We start from the raw sequence: 17,809 nt of genomic DNA, 5'->3' as shown, positions 1-17,809 counted from the left end.
TGTATTTTTAAGGTATGCGTATAAAGTATAAATTTCATAATCCAAGAAGAGCTCAAACTAAAAAACAATAAAAAGATCATTCACCCTTTGTAAAATCACTACAAACACCAAGGTTGTATGAAGCATCATTGAAAACGTAAAGTTTATTAAAATTCTTAAAACATCATTTTATTGCAAAAGCGCAGGTACCACTTTTACATAATTTGTTATACCTGGTTTTAATGGTCTACATATTCTATAAACCTCTGGTATTCGCGTATTAAAGAAAGTGTAATAAGAATGTACCAAGCCAAATGTTCCTGTAGATTCTACAACCAAAGCTTGTAACTCATTGGTGCTAATCCCTCTTACGGTATTAATAATTGCTATATGTTCTGCTTTTTCATTAGCATCATTGGTATTGCCATAAACATCACACCATATTAATACATCGTTATTTCTAAAAGCGTTAAAACTGGTTCTTTGATTCCTTCTTCCTCTAGTAAAATAAAAACGTATCGCTTTTGCAGGCATTCCATGTACACTACTAAAATAACTATTCACAAATCCTGAGCAATCTGTTCCTAAATATCGATCACAATAAGACTGTAAATGATCTGTAGCATGCACAGCTACAAGTGCAGTTAATGTTTTTTGACAATCTGCAACACTGCCCTTTCCATGAAAGCATTTAGAAACCGCTTCGCGATCTAATCCATTATTACCTGTTTGTCTAATTAAACCAATAACCCTCGTTTTCTCCATTACATTTATTGCAGATTCGATCGCACTTCTAGAACTTGCAGCAGTTCTAGTACTTGTAGTGTTTCTAGCACTTCTATATTTACTTATACTAATCGTAGTTGCTCTTATTTGACTATCTTGATCTGGAGTAGTTTGTAATAATCTCTCCAGAACTCTTAAATGAAGATACTGCGATTTGTATTGTAATGGCGTCATTTTTATTTCACTCTTAAAGGTTACATTACCGTTTTAATGAAACAAAACATTTAAAGTTAACGACACACGTCAAATTTTTCAATTAAAAATAAAAACGTAACTATCTATTGATAGGTTATTTTATAAATTAGTAAATTAATTCGTACAATTAGAAATTTTTAAAATCCAATTTAAAACTTCAAAAACGTAAAGATAAAATGCACAAAGTTTTTGTTACAGTAACCAATTCAAAAAATGGTATAGCTAAATTAACTAGCTATGATTATAGACCAGATAGAATTAGATATGAAGTACCCTTATATATTGTAAAAGTAAAAGGTACAGATAAAGATGGAAATATTATTGAAACCAAATTTAAAGCTATACGTTTTGGTGTTAAAAGAACCAAAACAATTAATGCGCACATGGTAGGTTTACAAGATGCACAATCGTATACCTTAAAATGGGATAATATAACTACTATGCCAGGAAAAGCTTGGAGAGTCTATGCTGGTTTTTTTGTACATAAAGGACCTGATAGACCTTTAGATGAAGGATATGGTTCTGTTGGTTGCATTGAAATATGTGGTTATGGTGAATGGACAAAATTTAATAATTTAATATTAGAATTAGCCGATTGTAATACTTTAGATGAAGTTAGTAATGGTAGGTTTGTAAAAATTACTTATATGTATGCCCAAAAACCGGCACTTAAAAAGTTATAGAAATTTATGAAATTTAAAATAGAAATTATTATTATATTTTGTCTTCTGCTAAGTTGTAAAAAAGAGATAAAAAACGATGTCAACGATAATCCAAATATCGAACTAAATGTAGACACCACAAAACCTGAAAAATCATTAAAGAACAAGCAAGATTCTATACCTATTTACAGCGTTTCCTACACGAAAGATACTAGCCAAAAAACATTAGAAAATCTTTCTATAATCACAAAAAAATTGCAATCGCAGTACATTACTTATCCGTTTAAATTTGTAAATGAACTAGAAGAAATTAGAACGAATTACGATTCTAAAAGTTTTTTAAAAATGTTAGCTAGAGATTTTAAAAATGATGACTTTTTAGATATTTCAACGAGATACTATTCTTTTGTAGTGCCTAATAATAATCTAGAATCGCATTACATTGCAGTAGAAGAATGGCAATATCCAACTACGCAAAAAGCAAAATCAGTTTTTGAGAGTTTAAAAACGTATAGAGATAGAGAAATTAAATTTAAAACCATTAATTGGATTTGGGTGCATCAAAAAGAGAAAATCTATCTTATATTTTCTACAGCGTTTATGGTAAAAGAAAGCGCCATGCAAAATATAAAAACAGAAATTATTAAAACAGCTTCAGCTATTGGAGACTACGAAACACTTCAATTTTACGAATAAAAATTTAAATTTAAAACATAAAAAAAGCACAGTAAAAATTTATTTTCTACTGTGCTTTTTATTTAAATTACTTTGTGTAATTGTATATTAATTATAGATTTTACGGCTGCTCATAATCAGCATCCCATTCTGTACCATCATCCCCCGCTAGCGCTCGTTTGTAGCGAGTGCCGTATCGAGTAAGTTCTACTAAAGATTTAAACAGTAAAAGCTATCTATTCATTTAGGTAGCTTTTTATATTTTAGCAGATCATTTGAGGGACAGAGCGTATAAAAAAGGTCTTGTAGATCTTTTTAGCGAATGAGCCAGCTGGCGCGCTGGGAATGCATGCATAATGCAGAAGGCGAACAACCGGCATTGAAAAAATATAAATTCATGAGTTATAAGGTATATATCGTTCTCTTTCTTTTACCGCTTATAGGTTGTAAAAACGAATCAAGACAAGTAGAAGAGAAAAACACTACATTGGATATTGTAGAAAGCACAAAAAATGCAATACCTGTTTATAGCATTTCTTTTTTAGCTAAAGAAGCTAAAGAAGCTAAAGAAAGTACTGAAAATATTTCTTCGGTTACAAAAAATTTACTCTTAAAATATAAAGCGTATCCTTTTGATAAACATCCAAATGAATTTGAAGAATTCATGGATATTTATAAGTCTAAAGATTTCATTAATACATTGGCAAGAGATTTTGATAATAAGAATTTTCTAGATATAGAAACAAAATACTATTCATTTATCACACCAAAAGATAACTTAGTTGCCAATTATATTACCATAGAACAATGGCAATATCCAAGTGTAAAAAAAGCAAAATCTGTTTTTGAAAGTCTAAAAAATTATAAAGAAAAAGAAATCTATTTTAAAACAATTAACTGGATTTGGGTATACTAAGAAGATGCAATCTATCTCATATTCACTAATAGCTTTGCGGTTACAGAAGAAGTAATGCAATCCATAAAAAAAGAACTTATAAAAACGATAGCTTTATCTGGTAATTACGAAACTATTCAGTTTAATGAATAAATATTAAAATTCAGCTTTTTTATCCCAAGTCAAAGAGGCTTTGGGCGCACTGCTTTCTTCTAATATTTGATACCAAACAGTAATATTATTTATAGCATCTTTGGACCAGGTTAGTCCTTCAATTTGAATGAATTCAGGTAAAACAGTACTATCAATAAAAGCATCTTGAATGTTATTATAAAATTCTCCGTGCATATTATCTAATACCTCTGTTTCTGTTTTATTTGGGGCACCATATTTTTCAACAGCATCCTTTTTACTAAGTTTCATTATATCATTAAAGTCTAATTCTTGCATTACAATCTCTTTTTTAAGCGTAGCTTCTTCATGGAAAGTAGTTTTAGCATTTTCCGTATTTTTATTACAATTTAATATTAAAACACAAAGTAGAATATAGTAGAATTTCATATTTAATATTTTGAAAATTTTGTAGCATTTAACATCGTATTCAATTGCGAAATAATATAATCTAGATGTCTATCTTTTAATGTATTACCAATATTCATTAAGCTTTTCCTATCGTTATAATAAGCACTAGCCGGATTATATTCGTCTCCATGCATATTACTGCTTGCATAGATAGAGTTTCCAACGGCATGTCCAAATTCATGCGTTAATGGATATTGATAATAGCTTTTACTAGCAAGTACACGTTTTCTTAAACTGGTATCTTTAGTATCCAGGTTAATTTTTTTACTACCCCAACTAACACTACTTGTTGGATTTCCTATATAACCGGAAGGATATTTTGTTACTAAAACTTCCCAATGTTGAGATTCTAAAACCCATTCAATATCAAAATTAACATCCCATTTTACCTTTGCGTATTGTTTTGCAAAATCCGAATTACCAGTTACTTTTAGATAAAAACTTTTCCCCAAATTATTCCAAATAAGGTTATCTACTTTTTTATGAAAGGTTTTCTTTTCAATATAATTCCAATCGGAACTTGTAGCATCTTTAAGCCAAGTATATTGCCATTTCTGCTTTATTAAAATAGCACTCCTATCTGCTTCGATATGAATATCCATTCTATCTGTTTTCTTTGTATAATAAGGCATTTTTTTACGATTAAAAATTAACAAAAAAAAACCTCTTCTTAAAGGAATAAGAAGAGGTTATGAATTTTAAGATTTATTGTTGCTCATAATCTGCATCCCATTCTGTACCATCATCTCCTTTTTGACCATCCATTTTAATCATAAAGTTTTTGGCTGGAAAGTAAGGTTTCATGTGTATATCTAAAAACACACGATCTTTCTGGTTAGGATCTTGTTCAAATCTTTTAATAGAGAAATCTTCAATAAGCTTATCCGGTCCTGTAATACCATCTAAAAACTTAACGATTTGTCCCATTAATTCTTTTCTAGTTTTTGCATTAAAATTCTCAAAAGCACGACGGTTTAAGAAATCCATTAATACTTTGGTTACATAATCGAATACTCTAACTACAGAATAGGTTTGTAAACCTAGATTATCTCCATTAAATAAAGTTTTAGCAGAGAATGCCATTACTTTACCGTATTCATTAACCATTGGTACTAATCCCATTTTTTCTAAATGTGCAATTTCACTCTTTTTAAGATCAAAACGTACACCATCTATTTCATTAATACCACCAAACTTTTTACCTGCAGTAACTTGAGACATTAAGGTTTGGTATATTTTACCTGCTAAAGCACCTGCTGGTGGCACATATAAATCATCTTCCTCTCCCACTTCATCTACTTTTTCTCTACCTACTAACCAGTTACAAGCCATGATTACGTTAGACTTATATTTGTCTCCACTTGTTAAATTAGCAGCTTCAAACATTTCCATAACATCATCTGGCTCATCTAAATGCTCAAAATCGGTTACTAACATTGCTTTATTTTCATATGCAATTTTAGCCCATTTTTCAACCACTTTATTAGATCCTAAATAACCAGGAATTACTAATAACCCGTAATTATCTCTTAAATCTAAACGGTCATAAGTAGATTTTAATTCTTCTGCTACAGCATCAATAAAACGCGTATTATCTAGATCTTTAACTTGTTCTAGTTCTGCATTCATTATCGATATGTTTTTCAACTTATCAGATTCTGTATTTTTATAAAATAATGCCATAGAACGATATGATCTCTCTAAGTCATTGGTAGCTTCTAAAGCCTTATGCAAGTTTTTCTTTAAGGAATCATTAGCCGTTTGCGACTTCGTTTCTGAAGCTTCTACCATTTCTGGAATGCTATCCGATTCGGATAAAACAGAAGACCAAATCTCTAATACTTTTTTAAGCTGTTCTCTATCTTCTTTCTTAGCCTGTTCGGTAAGAAATATTCGTTTACGAGCCTTACGTTCTGGATTCATATTTTGAACGCCTTCAATACAGGATTCTAACAGGTCAAATCCGCCATACTTAGCAAGTTGCTCACTCTTTTCTTTTAAATACTGTGCTGGGTTTTCTACTGGAGAAAATTGTTCTTGTGCTTTTGACATAATTATTTGCTTTCTTCAATTTCTGTTAGTAATGCTCTCATAGCTTCTAATAAAGACGCTTTTGCTTCCGGGTTTTCTAAAGCAGTTTTTAAAATTTTATTCGTTTTTAATTGCTTTACAATTTTAATATACTGATCTTTTTCTGTGTTAAGGTCTTTTAAAAACTTGCTTTGTTTTGTAATTCCTTTTCCGCCAAAGTCCCCTAAATTTTTAAAATTTAAGTTTTCTTTTCTACCAACACCATCCATGTCTTCGAACTCTACTTCTACTTCTGGCTTGTAATGTTCAAAAACTTCTTCTACCGTTTTTAATCCTGTTACAACTTCTGGCTTTATTGGTTGATCTTGTGTTAATTTTTCAACAAAGAGGGTTCTGTTTTGAGGTATTTCTTGAATGGCTTCATTAGCATCTGTTTTTACTTCTGTACCACCAATTCCGTAAGTATCCATATTATTTTGGTTTAATTAATTCTTTAATAATGATAAATATAAGCAAATTATTAGTTTTTCAACTTATTTATATTGCCACTTTAATTCTTTTTTAGCATCTATATCTAGTGAAACTTTTGCTCCTTTTGTAATCTCTCCAGATATTATCATCTTAGATAAAGGCGAGCGTAAGTCTGTTCTAATCACACCGCGTAAAGGTCTTGCTCCATATTTTGGTGTAAACCCTTTTTCTGCAAGGTGCGTCATTGCTTTTTCAGATATATTTAAAGTGATTTCTTGTTTCTCTAAAGCTTTAAGCAATCCTTTTAATTGAATTTTAAAAATCTTCACTACATTTTCTTTGGTTATTGGTGAAAACGGAATGATTTCAGTTAATCTTCCTAAAAATTCTGGTCTAAAATAGCTTCCCATTATTTCTAATAAATCATTAGATTTTGGAATAATTCCTTCATCAAAGGATTCTACAATATGCTGACTTCCAATATTAGAGGTAAATAAAACCACTGCATTTGAAAAATCTCCTACTTTTCCTAATCGGTCACTTAGTTTTCCTTCATCTAATATTTGAAGAAAAATATCAAAAACCGAAGGATGTGCCTTTTCAATTTCGTCAAAAAGAACAATAGAATATGGTTTTTGTCTTATTTTATTAACTAGCAATCCACCTTCTTCATACCCTACATATCCTGGAGGTGCTCCATATAATAAGGCTGCAGAATGTTCTTCTTTAAATTCACTCATATCAAAACGAATAATAGCATTTTCGTCTTGAAATAAAAATTCTGCCAATGATTTTGCTAACTCTGTTTTTCCAGTTCCTGTTGGTCCAGAAAAGAAAAAAGAACCGACTGGTAATCCTGGTTTACTTAAACCAGAACGCGATTCTAAAACTGCCGAAGTGATCACACTAATAGCGTGGTCTTGACCAATCACTCTTCGTTGTAAAACTTCTTCCATATTAAGAAGCCTTTCTTTTTCGTCGGCTTGTAATTTACCTGTTGGAATTCCTGTTTTATTTGCTATTGTAGAAGCAACATCATTTTTATTAATGGCCGTTTTTTCTTGTGAAGCAATTTCTAATAACTGTTTTAAAATTTTATCTAAAGCGGTAAATCCTTGTTTTGGCGTCTTTACTTTTTCAAAATGGTTCTCATCCCCTAACTCATCGAATAACAAATAACTTAATCTGTTTTTCATTAACGCGTATTCCCAAATTTGTTCTTTTAAAACCGCTTCCTTTTTTAATTCTTTATTATTTTTTAGTACTTCTAAATTTTCTTGAATACTATTAATTTCATCAACAGAAGTTTCAATCATATATTTTGCAGCAGACATCGTTCTATCGATTAAATCTATTGCAGAATCTGGTAAACTTCTTTCTTTATTATATCGTTTTGCTAGTCGTATCGCCTCTTGTATGGTTTCCGTATCAATTTCTAAATCATGATGCTCGGTATAATAGGACACGGTGTTTTGTATCATTCGATGTGCCTCATCTTCATTCGGTTCTAGCAGTCTTACCGTTTCAAATTGACGCGATAATCCTTCATCTACTTCTATATGCTTTCTAAAAGCATCATTAGTTGCTGTTCCTATTACAGTAAGTTCTCCTTTAGATAATTCCGATTTCAATAAATTGGCTAAACCTTGATTTCCTTGGTTTTTATCGGTTAGATTATTGATTTCATCTACTAATAAAATGGCTTTCGGAAATTGCTTAATCTCTTCAATTACCTTTTTTAAACGGTCTTCAATTTCACCTTTATAACCTGCTCCAGAAACTAAGTTGATAAAATCTAACTCAAAAATTCTAGCACTTTTTAAATGTTCTGGCACATTATTATTTACAGATGCATAGGCTAATCCATTAAACAAAACGGTTTTACCAACGCCAGGATCTCCAAGAATTAATACGTTTGGCTTCGATCTTCTTCCTAAAATTTCAGCAATCATTTTTATTTCCGATTCCCGTCCTGAAATAGCATCTAACTCATTGTTACTAGCTTTTAAGGTTTTATCAATACAATATTGCGCAAGTGTACTTGTGCCTATCGCTTTATTTTGGTTAGAAGTAGTCGTTTTTCCAGAAGAAGTATTCGAGGTACTTTCTTTCACTCCCAAATTATCAATAATCTCATTTGGTGTTAAAGAAAATGATTTTAATTGCTCAAAAGTAAAGCCAACACCTGGAGTACATAATGCAATAAGCACACAATGTTCTGTAACTTCTTCTAAACCTAATTTTAGTTTAATATTGTCTGCTTCATACAAAACAGCTTCCACAGAACTATCTCCAGAAGGATTCTCTGGAATTTTTGTGGTTTTCGGATAAGATTCTAGTCGTACTTCTGCCCATTCTTCTACATAATAACCGTCTTGACCGATACTATCTAAGTAACTAATCAAACCTATATTTTTATGCATTAGTGCTTTTAGTAAATGTGCAGATGCATACTGTTTGTGTGCATATTCTTTTGCAACCGCTTGTGCTATATGAATTGCTTCTTTTAGTGTATTGGAAAATACATAATCGGACATATCTATTAAGTTTGTTTATTACTTTTAATGATTAAAAAACATTAAAGTCATCATATGCAGGTAAATAATTTCTTTAAGGAGGAACTAATTTAGAAATAATCTAAGAGAATACCAACTATTTTGGTTTCATCCTTTTTAATGATTTTTAAACAATAAATTTACACTAATTTATTGCTACAAAAACTTAATTTTTAATATTATTTCACGTAAAAATCATAGATAATGCAACTCCTTTATAATTGGGAAACAAAAGCTAAAGCCCGAAGTTCATTATAGTAATATGCTCCTTTTTGAATAAAGCCAACATGACCACCAAAATTAGGCATTTCTAAATGTAAATTTTCGTTGTTTTTTGCTTCTTTTATCGGGTAACATTCTGGAGATAAAAAAGAATCGTTTAAAGCATTTATGACTAAAGTAGGTACTTTGATGTTTGGTAAAAACTGAAGACAACTAGACTTTGTATAATAGTCTGTTGCATCTTTAAAACCATGTGCTTTAGAGGTATAAACGGCATCAAAATCTCTCAACAACTTTATAGAATCGACTTCTTGTGAGGTGATTCGATTTGGAAACTGAAGCAACTTCGGTTTTAATTTTTCTACTAGGTGTTTTTTAAATCGGATTGCATATGGTTTGTTTTTTAGCTTGTGTAATTCGTTAGCAGAACCTTCTAAAAAACAAGGCACAGAAATAGCTATAGCTGCTTTTATTTGCTTTGGAAGCATTCGGCCTTCCCCCAAATATTTTAGTGTAATATTTGCTCCCAAACTAATTCCTTTTATATACATCTCGGAATAGCTTTTATTTTCTAATATATGCTGAATGATTTCGTGTAAATCTTCGGTTGCACCAGAATGGTAACTTCTGTATTTTAAATTTGGTTCTCCGCTACAACCTCTAAAATTTACGCAAACAGCATCTACTCCATTTTCATTAAATAATTTTGCGGGACCAGTAACATAAGGTCGCTGCGCATTACCTTCCAAACCATGTAAAACAATCACTAATTTGTTGGATTTTTCTTTCGCATAACTCCAATCTAAATCTAGAAAATCGCCATCACTAAGCGTTAAGCGTTCCCGAGTTTGTTTGATTTTTACTTTTCGGATTAGTCCAGAATATATGGTAGCAATATTTCCGTTTCTAAATAAAAAGGGTGGTTTGTATGTGGTGTTAAGTATTGGCATTACACTTCTAAACTAGTAAATTTAAAATCGGTACCACTAAATAGTCCTTTGTCACTTAATTTTAAATCTGGAATGACCAGTAAAGCCATAAAAGATAAAGTCATATAAGGTGCATGCAACGTGCTTCCTAATTGTTTTGCCATTTTATCAAGAGCGGCGTAATCTTTACCAATAGTGGCACCATCTTGATCGCTCATAATTCCTGCAACTGGAAGTGGAACAATTTTTTCTTCGGAATTGCTAATCGCACAAATTCCGCCTTTATTTTCAATGATTAGATTTACCGCTTTACAAATCGCTTCGTCAGAAACACCAACAGCAATAATATTATGCGAATCGTGACCAACAGAACTTGCTATTGCGCCTTCTTTTAATCCGAAATTCTTTATAAATGCGATTGCTGGTTTATCGTTATTATAGCGATTTACGACCGTCATTTTTAGGATATCATTTTCGGTATTAGAAACCAGGTTTCCATTTTCAATGGTAGCTTCCGTAATGATTTCGTTAGTAACTAACTGCCCTTCTAAAGCTTCAATTACCCGAATTTTTTCTGCTGAAGAATTAAACTTAAAATCTTCAACTTTCTTCTTTTCGGTATTAAAATTATTCAGATTTTTAAAAGCTACATCTTTAATATTGACCTTTCCGAAGTCATACACCAATTCCCCATCTACGTAGGTTTGAAGCGTTTTAAAATTGGTTAAATCTTCTACCACAATACAATCTGCTGCATCCCCAACTTCCAATAAACCAACATCTAGATTATAATGTTTCACCGGATTGATACATGCTGCTTGCAATACTTGAAATACATCTATCTTTTTAGCGATTGCTCTTGCACATAATGCATTGATATGTGATATGATTAAATCGTCTGGATGCTTATCATCACTACAAAACATCATATTTTCAAAATGTTTTGGCATTAAATCGATTAGCGCTTCAAAGTTTTTGGCTGCAGAACCTTCACGAATTAGAATTTTCATTCCTTTTTGCAGTTTTTCTAAAGCCTCATCATAGGTAAAACACTCGTGATCGGTGTAAATACCTGCCGCTATATATTTGGTAATATCTTCTCCTCGAACGCCTGGAGCATGACCATCTACCGGTTTATTATTCGCTTTTGCATGTGCTATTTTTTTAAGCACTTCTTCATCATCAAACAAAACACCAGGATAATTCATCATTTCTGCCAAATATTTAATATCTGGATTTTCCATTAGCTTTTTAATGCCTTCGGAATCAATAATTGCTCCGGCAGATTCAAAACTAGTTGCAGGAACGCAACTTGGCGCACCAAAATTAAATTTAAAAGGCACTTTTTTTCCGTTTTCAATCATGAATTCCACACCTGGAACTCCTAAAACGTTTGCTATTTCATGCGGATCAGAAACGGTAGCAACGGTTCCATGTTGTACTGCTAGTTTCGCAAATTCGCTTGGTACTAGCATCGAACTTTCAATATGTATGTGTGCATCTACAAAACCGGGAAGAATGTAATGATTACTAGAAGTTTCCTTTTCTATGATAGATGCAATTTTACCATCTGTAATAGTGATTTCTCCTTTATAGATTCTCTTGTTTTGTATGTCTACTATGTTTCCTTGTAATTTCATATGTATTCCTTTGAAAAAAGGAATCTTATCCTTTAATCTAATTTATTAAATGTAATATTAAACAAAAAAAAGCTTCCATTAAAACGGAAGCTTTATTTTGTTTTAGCAGAACTATTTTTTAAACCATTTTGCAGCTTGCTTTACGTCTACTAAAATCCGTAAATAAAACTGCTAGTTACGTTTTTCATATTCCCGACGAATTCCTTTAACAAGCAAAGTATCACTAATCTTTTCTTCTTTTTCTTTAATTGTTTTTAAGCTTGCAAATTGGATAACATTCCTTATTTCTGTTGCGCTCAATTCATGTTTTTCAGAAAGCATTTCTAGATTTATTTTTGGATCTAGCTTCGTTTTTTCAGGAAGTGCATTTTGCCATAGTTTAAATCTTTCGGCAGCATTAGGTAAGAAAAAAGGCACTTTTACTTGAAACCTCCGACTAATTTCTGGGTCTTGAATACTATCCTTAACCGCAAAAATGATAATGCCCTTAAAGTTCTCCATTATATTTAATAGATAAGAAATTTCTTGATTTGCATAACTGTCATGTGCATCTCCAACTTCCGTTCTTTTTCCAAATAGTGAATCCGCTTCATCAAAAAATAAAATACTATTCGATTTTTCAGCAAAACGAAGCACCTCCATTAGATTTTTTTCGGTCTCCCCAATATATTTTGAAAGCATACGAAATAGGTTTACTCGATATACCTTTTGATTGGTTTTCTTTCCTAATAAAGTTGCTGTTAAAGTTTTCCCTGTACCTGGAGGTCCATGAAATAGCGCGAAATAACTAGGTTTTATTTTATTAGACATTTCCCATTCTTTAAAAAGCACCGCGCTATGTGCTATCCAATCTAATACATCTTCTAATCCTTCCTTTGTTTTATCATTTAAAACTAGATGATCCCAATTCCATGTTGTTTCTAAAACTTCTGCATTTTTTACTGTATTGGGAATACTAGAAAACGTTGCGCTAACTTCTATTCGCAACGGATCGCCATTAGGTTCAAACAAGGTATAGTTTAAATTTAAATCGGAAAGAATTCCCGTAAACACCAAACTATCTCCCCATTTAATTTTTAAAAACCGAGGGTACTTTTCACTAGCCTTTTTAAAATAAACCGTGTGCATAAAAAGGGCTAGTTGCTCTTTAACCGCATGATTAATGGAATTATAAGTATAACCAGCAATGGTATTTGTACCATCCAAAATAAAATCCAACTTTAACTCTTTTGGGGCTGACACTACATACGAATTAATTGTTATTTTGTTGGTTATTAATCGGTAGTTTTGAGAAAACCCTTTAGGATTAACGGGTAGTGAAATTGGGTTTGGTTGTAATTTACACAATGTAGAAAAGCTTCTATTGCTGTAAGCAAAAATCAAAACCTTAATTTGTTTTTCTGGACTTCCCATAATTCCTTTTAAAATATTTTATTGTGAAAATCTGTGTATAGATTGTAGTCCTTAAATGGGTTGAAAGTAATTATATTTCAAGACCAAAGTTTCTATAAGAATCTCTCCTTTCTCTGCATTCAGTTTCCCTAGCTCCCAACGCATTGGCCACACATGAAATAAGCGCCAACGCAATAAAACGGCATGTTTTTCATCTAAAACATCTATATCTACTGCTTCAATTGGATGTTTTACATGATTTTGAAAAGCCTCTTGACACCAATGCACTAGCGCTGTATTTTCTTGGGAAACCATTCCTTTTTTTAAGGTGAGTGGTGTATAAATAATACCGGAAGGAAGTTGATGCACAAATCTATTTTCGCCACCTTCTATTAAGGGTTTACTCTGCACTTGTGCCTGCAACCCAACAACAGACTGAAAGCCCACTTGTAATTGTTTCGCTTTAGGCAAACCAACAAAAGTTACATTAAAATGGAAACTAACAATAGGATATACATCTTTAGCCATTGTGTTATTTTGCTTCTAAAACACGTATACCTTCATGCACTAATATCATGCTTTCTATAGCAATTTCATTACTATCTGCTTTTAAACTTGCCGATTGCACTTTACTTGGCCAAGCATTTTCCAGAAGCCATGTTACTATGGGCTCATGATTTTCATTGAGCAGCTTTATAGATACACTTCTTCTATATAAAGATCCAGTACTGTTTCCTTCTTGAAAAAAATATGTTTTTTGCCACTCTTTAAAAAAGTCGAAATCTCCTTGATACGTGCCTCTTTTCAAGGTAACATCACTATACTTAGTGAGACCTGGTTGCTTTGATTTATTATATTTTTTGCTAATTCCGGAACGATATTCTATGACTTGTGTTTCAAAATCTAATCCGCTTACTTCTGAGAAGTCTAATCTAAAATCGTCTCCCCATTCTACGGAGAAATGAAATTTCACCAAAGGGTAATCTCCAACTGCAGCCATAACTTTATATTTAAAATTAATTCGTTAAAATAAACGCAAAATCCTACAAATCAATATTTTACAATATAAATATACATATTTTACTGGAGATTTTCACCATTCCATATAACAAAAAAAAGCTTCCATTAAAACGGAAGCTCTTTAAAATAATTTTTTACTAAAATTTATTTTTTAATAAACTTCTGCGTTTGTTTTGCATTTTCTGAAATTATCTCTAAAAAGTATATTCCGTTAGATAATGTAGTTACATCTAATTGATATTGTAATGCACTATTCTTTATTTCTATTGCATTTAACTTTCTGCCATTAACATCATAAATTGTTAAACTATTTAAAACAACTTTACTTTTAATGGTGAGCAGACTTTCTGTTGGGTTTGGATACACAGAAAAAGTATTGGTATTAAACTCGCCAACCGATAAGTTTTCTACAATCTCTGTTGCAACTGTATTTGTTGTAATTGCTGGGTTAAAGTCGAAGAAAATATCTGCCGTATTATAAAAAACATCTCCAACTGTCACATCACTTTTTGGCTTTATTTTATAAGCGATAAACCCATGTGAGTTTGGTTCATCATTGGTACTATCTGCTAAATTAATATTATCAAATATAAAATCAACCATCGTACCATTTGTAATTTCTACTTTTCCGGTATGGCTTAGACTTTCTATCTGCATGGTAGTATAATCTAACTTATCATCTAGTACATTTTCTATATGCACATTAATGGCACTTGCGGTTCCTGTATTTTGAAAACGAATGATATAGTGTAAGTATTTATCTGCATCTTCTAGTAGAATCTCTTCCCCTTCTAAAACGCTAATATCATTTGGATCGTAAGAAGCAATTACGGTTTGATTTAATAAAAATATATTATCCTCTGGAGTGTTATCTCCTGTAATTGGTTCAATTGTTGCGGATGCGTTTAAAATATCTCCAAGATTTGTAGTAGGTAAAGTAAATAAGCTGCATACTACATCTATTATTCTAGTTTCAAACGGGTTTAAATCGGAATAATCAAAAGTTAACGTGTTTGTAGTTTGCGATGCAACAGATTCAGTAGCTTCTACGAAATAAAGTTTTGTATCATCAAATTCATAAGTTACAGTACCACTCATAGTCGTTGTACCTATATTTTTATACACGATGCGATACGTAGTATCAAATCCTGGTCTAGGATCATCAAAAGAAGGATAAACGCTAACAACCAAATCATTTACCAACCCTATTGGCTCTAAACAAAACTCGATGGTATCTACATTACCAACTCCAGTAAAAGTAGAGGTTTGTGATGTTGGATTAGAAACATAGTAATACGGTAATTGCGATGTTATAGAAGTTGTATATTCGCCTTCATTTGGGAAAAGCTGATAAAATCCATTACTTAATGAAAAGGTAGCAAGGTTTTCTGAATCACTTTCCGTCAAAATCATTATATTTTCAAGCGTAGGATCTGAAGCATCACAGCCATCCGCATTTAAATCTACACTTAAAATTCCATTAATTTCATTCGCAACAATACCAATATTTCTATACCACGCAATTTTATCATCGTCTTCAGAACATGAAATGATATCCATATCTCCATCATTATCTATATCCATTGCAAAAATTGAATTAGCTCCGTCGGCATCTGTAGATATTATTTGTTCTGTTCCAAAGCTCCCTAATCCATCTATGTTTTCATACCAAGATATTTTATTCTCCCTTGAAGTAGCAGAGCAAACATCTATATCTCCATCGCCATCTACATCCATTGGAAAAACAGCTAAAGTTTTATCTCCAAAAGAAAATGTAGAACCGTTAGTATCTATAATATTATCTGGTCCAAAATCTCCTAAACCATCTAGGTTTTCATACCATGAAATTTTAGCGATATTTTCAGACACAGAAAGCACATCCAAATCACCATCATTATCTATATCAATCGCATATACTAAAGACGCTCCATCATCATTTTGACTAATAATTTGTTCGTCACCAAAATCCCCTAATCCATCTACATTTTCATACCAAGCTATTTTATCATCATACTTGGAAGCTGAAAGCACATCCATATCTCCATCCCCATCCATATCTTGAGCATAAACAGAGAAAGCACCATTTGCATTAACTGTAATAATGTTCTCTGTACCAAAAGAACCTTGACCGTCCAGATTCTCAAACCATGCAATTTTATCATCAAATTCTGAAGAAGTAAGCACATCTTTATCGCCATCGCCATCCATATCTGAAGTATAAATAGAGGTTGCGGTACTAATAGCGGTTGTAATAATTTGCTCTGAACCAAAATTCCCTAGACCATCTATATTTTCAAACCATACTACTTTAGGGTCAAATAAAGCACGTTCAGGCACAGCTAATACATCTATATCTCCATCTCCATCTATATCGTCTAAATGTACATCTAAACCATCAGTAAAGTTAGTAGTAATTACATGCGATAGACTAAAAGTACCCAAACCATCCATGTTTTCATACCATGAAATTTCATTATCTCCATGAAATATAGATATAACATCCATATCACCATCACCATCTATATCTGCCGAATATACAGATTTAGGCATATCTGCATTTTGTTCAATAATATCTCCTCCATTAAAATTACTTATACCATCTAAGTTTTTATGTAATTTAAGAATATGAGAGCTTTGATCTGATCCTGAGAAGGAAAGAATATCTGTATCACCATCCCCATTAAAATCATGATAAAAAAGAGCATTTAACGGATCTGTTTCTATATTTAAATCTTGACTACTCTCAAAATTACCATCACCATCTATACTTCTATACCATACTACTTCATCTTCATATTGCGATGCAACTAAAAGATCTTTAAAACCATCACCATCTAAATCTTCAATGTGTAAAACACCTAAAGTGACTCCTGTTCCAATTATCTCTTCGGAACCAAAATTTCCAGAACCATCATTTCTATGTAAAAGGATATCTCCTGCCGCTCTTACTAAATCTAGATCATTATCTTCATCAATATCTACAAGATAAAATTTTTGTAAAGTTGTAATTGGATAATCTATAGTATGTTCTATAAATTCACCAAAAAGCGTAGTTCTTTCATACCAATAAAAAACATCTAAACTAGTTTCTTTACTATCATACATATCTAAATCACCATCACCATCTATATCTGCAAATACTAATTTATTAATATTTATATTATTTGCCAATACTTGCTCACTACCAAAATCGCCCAAACCAGTAGTATTTTCATACCATACTCTGGTTAGCGAATTATTAATATTTCCTGTTACGTCTAAATCGCCATCATTATCAATGTCTAAAGCTACAATATCTGTAATATCAGATGTTCCAATTAGTTGTTCTTCACTAAAAGTTCCTAATCCATCTACATTATCAAACCAAGCTACAGTAAAAGAATCCCCTCCATTACCATAAGAAAATAGTATATCTATATCGCCATCATTATCTATATCTTTAGCTTGAGCATCCACTAAAGAACTTGTAGAAATTTCTATGGTAAATATGTTTTTTTGTACACCAAAAACACCATTGTTATCTAAATTCTCGTTCCATGCAATTTTATATACATTTTCCCCTTGAAAAGATGCTGTGAGAATATCTAAATCGCCATCACTGTCTATATCGGCAATTGAAATATCTCTGATTCCTTTTGGGTTATAGGTATCATCAATGATTACATTTTCCTGAAACCCTATTTGGGCAGTTGCATAAAAAGTAAGACAAAAAGTAAAAAGGAATAGGAGTACTTGTTTTTTCATAATTTAGGTCTAATAGATTTAGGATACTAAC

The 17,809-nt window shown here is 31.8% G+C and carries 15 protein-coding genes; 3 read left to right on the top strand and 12 right to left on the bottom strand.

Annotated features, from left to right (window positions below; all coding sequences use genetic code 11):
• Positions 1-168 precede the first annotated feature (168 nt).
• The gene (locus tag ACVCZW_RS04500; RefSeq protein ID WP_452231746.1) at positions 169-939 is read right to left on the bottom strand and encodes a hypothetical protein; all 771 of its coding nucleotides are present in this window, start codon (positions 937-939) and stop codon (positions 169-171) included.
• A gap of 197 nt (positions 940-1,136) precedes the next feature.
• Here ACVCZW_RS04500 and ACVCZW_RS04495 point away from each other — a divergent pair, with 197 nt between their 5' ends.
• From ACVCZW_RS04495 to ACVCZW_RS04485, 3 genes are all read left to right on the top strand, one after another.
• Positions 1,137-1,643 (top strand): hypothetical protein, encoded by a 507-nt coding sequence (locus ACVCZW_RS04495; RefSeq protein WP_452229060.1) that lies wholly within the window; start codon positions 1,137-1,139, stop codon positions 1,641-1,643.
• 6 nt (positions 1,644-1,649) lie between these two features.
• Positions 1,650-2,318: a hypothetical protein gene (locus ACVCZW_RS04490; RefSeq protein ID WP_452231745.1), complete on the top strand. Its 669-nt coding sequence runs from the start codon at positions 1,650-1,652 to the stop codon at positions 2,316-2,318.
• A 376-nt stretch (positions 2,319-2,694) separates the two neighbouring features.
• Positions 2,695-3,213 carry a hypothetical protein gene (locus ACVCZW_RS04485; protein ID WP_452231744.1) on the top strand — a complete coding sequence of 173 codons (519 nt, stop codon included), beginning with the start codon at positions 2,695-2,697 and terminating at the stop codon, positions 3,211-3,213.
• Between the two features lie 135 nt (positions 3,214-3,348).
• On the opposite strand, the gene ACVCZW_RS04480 is transcribed toward ACVCZW_RS04485, so the two are convergent.
• From ACVCZW_RS04480 to ACVCZW_RS04430, 11 genes are all read right to left on the bottom strand, one after another.
• Complete coding sequence (locus ACVCZW_RS04480; RefSeq protein WP_452231743.1) at positions 3,349-3,753, bottom strand: hypothetical protein; 405 nt, start codon at positions 3,751-3,753, stop codon at positions 3,349-3,351.
• Positions 3,754-3,755: 2 nt separating this feature from the next.
• The gene (locus tag ACVCZW_RS04475) at positions 3,756-4,406 is read right to left on the bottom strand and encodes a hypothetical protein (protein ID WP_452231742.1); all 651 of its coding nucleotides are present in this window, start codon (positions 4,404-4,406) and stop codon (positions 3,756-3,758) included.
• 73 nt (positions 4,407-4,479) lie between these two features.
• Positions 4,480-5,826: a DUF5458 family protein gene (locus ACVCZW_RS04470; RefSeq protein ID WP_452229065.1), complete on the bottom strand. Its 1,347-nt coding sequence runs from the start codon at positions 5,824-5,826 to the stop codon at positions 4,480-4,482.
• A 2-nt stretch (positions 5,827-5,828) separates the two neighbouring features.
• Positions 5,829-6,275: a hypothetical protein gene (locus ACVCZW_RS04465; RefSeq protein WP_452229066.1), complete on the bottom strand. Its 447-nt coding sequence runs from the start codon at positions 6,273-6,275 to the stop codon at positions 5,829-5,831.
• Between the two features lie 63 nt (positions 6,276-6,338).
• Positions 6,339-8,813 carry an ATP-dependent Clp protease ATP-binding subunit gene (locus tag ACVCZW_RS04460; RefSeq protein ID WP_452229067.1) on the bottom strand — a complete coding sequence of 825 codons (2,475 nt, stop codon included), beginning with the start codon at positions 8,811-8,813 and terminating at the stop codon, positions 6,339-6,341.
• A gap of 233 nt (positions 8,814-9,046) precedes the next feature.
• Positions 9,047-10,003: a YheT family hydrolase gene (locus ACVCZW_RS04455; RefSeq protein ID WP_452231741.1), complete on the bottom strand. Its 957-nt coding sequence runs from the start codon at positions 10,001-10,003 to the stop codon at positions 9,047-9,049.
• Positions 10,003-11,622, bottom strand: coding sequence for an adenine deaminase (ade, locus tag ACVCZW_RS04450; protein WP_452231740.1), 1,620 nt, complete (start codon positions 11,620-11,622; stop codon positions 10,003-10,005). The genes ACVCZW_RS04455 and ade overlap by 1 nt, the downstream gene beginning before the upstream one ends.
• A 171-nt stretch (positions 11,623-11,793) precedes the next feature.
• Positions 11,794-13,035: a CIS tube protein gene (locus ACVCZW_RS04445; RefSeq protein ID WP_452231739.1), complete on the bottom strand. Its 1,242-nt coding sequence runs from the start codon at positions 13,033-13,035 to the stop codon at positions 11,794-11,796.
• 51 nt (positions 13,036-13,086) lie between these two features.
• Positions 13,087-13,542, bottom strand: coding sequence for a phage tail protein (locus tag ACVCZW_RS04440; RefSeq protein ID WP_452231738.1), 456 nt, complete (start codon positions 13,540-13,542; stop codon positions 13,087-13,089).
• A gap of 4 nt (positions 13,543-13,546) precedes the next feature.
• A complete protein-coding gene (locus ACVCZW_RS04435) occupies positions 13,547-14,014 on the bottom strand; it encodes a phage tail protein (protein WP_452231737.1) in 468 nt (155 codons plus the stop codon).
• A 164-nt stretch (positions 14,015-14,178) separates the two neighbouring features.
• Entirely contained in the window at positions 14,179-17,778 is a 3,600-nt protein-coding gene (locus tag ACVCZW_RS04430; RefSeq protein WP_452231736.1) for an FG-GAP-like repeat-containing protein, read from the bottom strand.
• Positions 17,779-17,809: the final 31 nt, after the last annotated feature.

It is taken from the genome of Lacinutrix sp. MEBiC02595, from assembly GCF_053601555.1.
This window is presented reverse-complemented; position numbering and strand designations above follow the sequence as displayed.

What these genes read in the sequence shown, in the direction of transcription:
- ACVCZW_RS04500 (WP_452231746.1), bottom strand. Translation starts at nt 939, where the DNA reads ATGACGCCATTACAATACAAATCGCAGTATCTTCATTTAAGAGTTCTG.
- ACVCZW_RS04495 (WP_452229060.1), top strand. Translation starts at nt 1,137, where the DNA reads ATGCACAAAGTTTTTGTTACAGTAACCAATTCAAAAAATGGTATAGCT.
- ACVCZW_RS04490 (WP_452231745.1), top strand. Translation starts at nt 1,650, where the DNA reads ATGAAATTTAAAATAGAAATTATTATTATATTTTGTCTTCTGCTAAGT.
- ACVCZW_RS04485 (WP_452231744.1), top strand. Translation starts at nt 2,695, where the DNA reads ATGAGTTATAAGGTATATATCGTTCTCTTTCTTTTACCGCTTATAGGT.
- ACVCZW_RS04480 (WP_452231743.1), bottom strand. Translation starts at nt 3,753, where the DNA reads ATGAAATTCTACTATATTCTACTTTGTGTTTTAATATTAAATTGTAAT.
- ACVCZW_RS04475 (WP_452231742.1), bottom strand. Translation starts at nt 4,406, where the DNA reads ATGCCTTATTATACAAAGAAAACAGATAGAATGGATATTCATATCGAA.
- ACVCZW_RS04470 (WP_452229065.1), bottom strand. Translation starts at nt 5,826, where the DNA reads ATGTCAAAAGCACAAGAACAATTTTCTCCAGTAGAAAACCCAGCACAG.
- ACVCZW_RS04465 (WP_452229066.1), bottom strand. Translation starts at nt 6,275, where the DNA reads ATGGATACTTACGGAATTGGTGGTACAGAAGTAAAAACAGATGCTAAT.
- ACVCZW_RS04460 (WP_452229067.1), bottom strand. Translation starts at nt 8,813, where the DNA reads ATGTCCGATTATGTATTTTCCAATACACTAAAAGAAGCAATTCATATA.
- ACVCZW_RS04455 (WP_452231741.1), bottom strand. Translation starts at nt 10,003, where the DNA reads ATGCCAATACTTAACACCACATACAAACCACCCTTTTTATTTAGAAAC.
- ade (WP_452231740.1), bottom strand. Translation starts at nt 11,622, where the DNA reads ATGAAATTACAAGGAAACATAGTAGACATACAAAACAAGAGAATCTAT.
- ACVCZW_RS04445 (WP_452231739.1), bottom strand. Translation starts at nt 13,035, where the DNA reads ATGGGAAGTCCAGAAAAACAAATTAAGGTTTTGATTTTTGCTTACAGC.
- ACVCZW_RS04440 (WP_452231738.1), bottom strand. Translation starts at nt 13,542, where the DNA reads ATGGCTAAAGATGTATATCCTATTGTTAGTTTCCATTTTAATGTAACT.
- ACVCZW_RS04435 (WP_452231737.1), bottom strand. Translation starts at nt 14,014, where the DNA reads ATGGCTGCAGTTGGAGATTACCCTTTGGTGAAATTTCATTTCTCCGTA.
- ACVCZW_RS04430 (WP_452231736.1), bottom strand. Translation starts at nt 17,778, where the DNA reads ATGAAAAAACAAGTACTCCTATTCCTTTTTACTTTTTGTCTTACTTTT.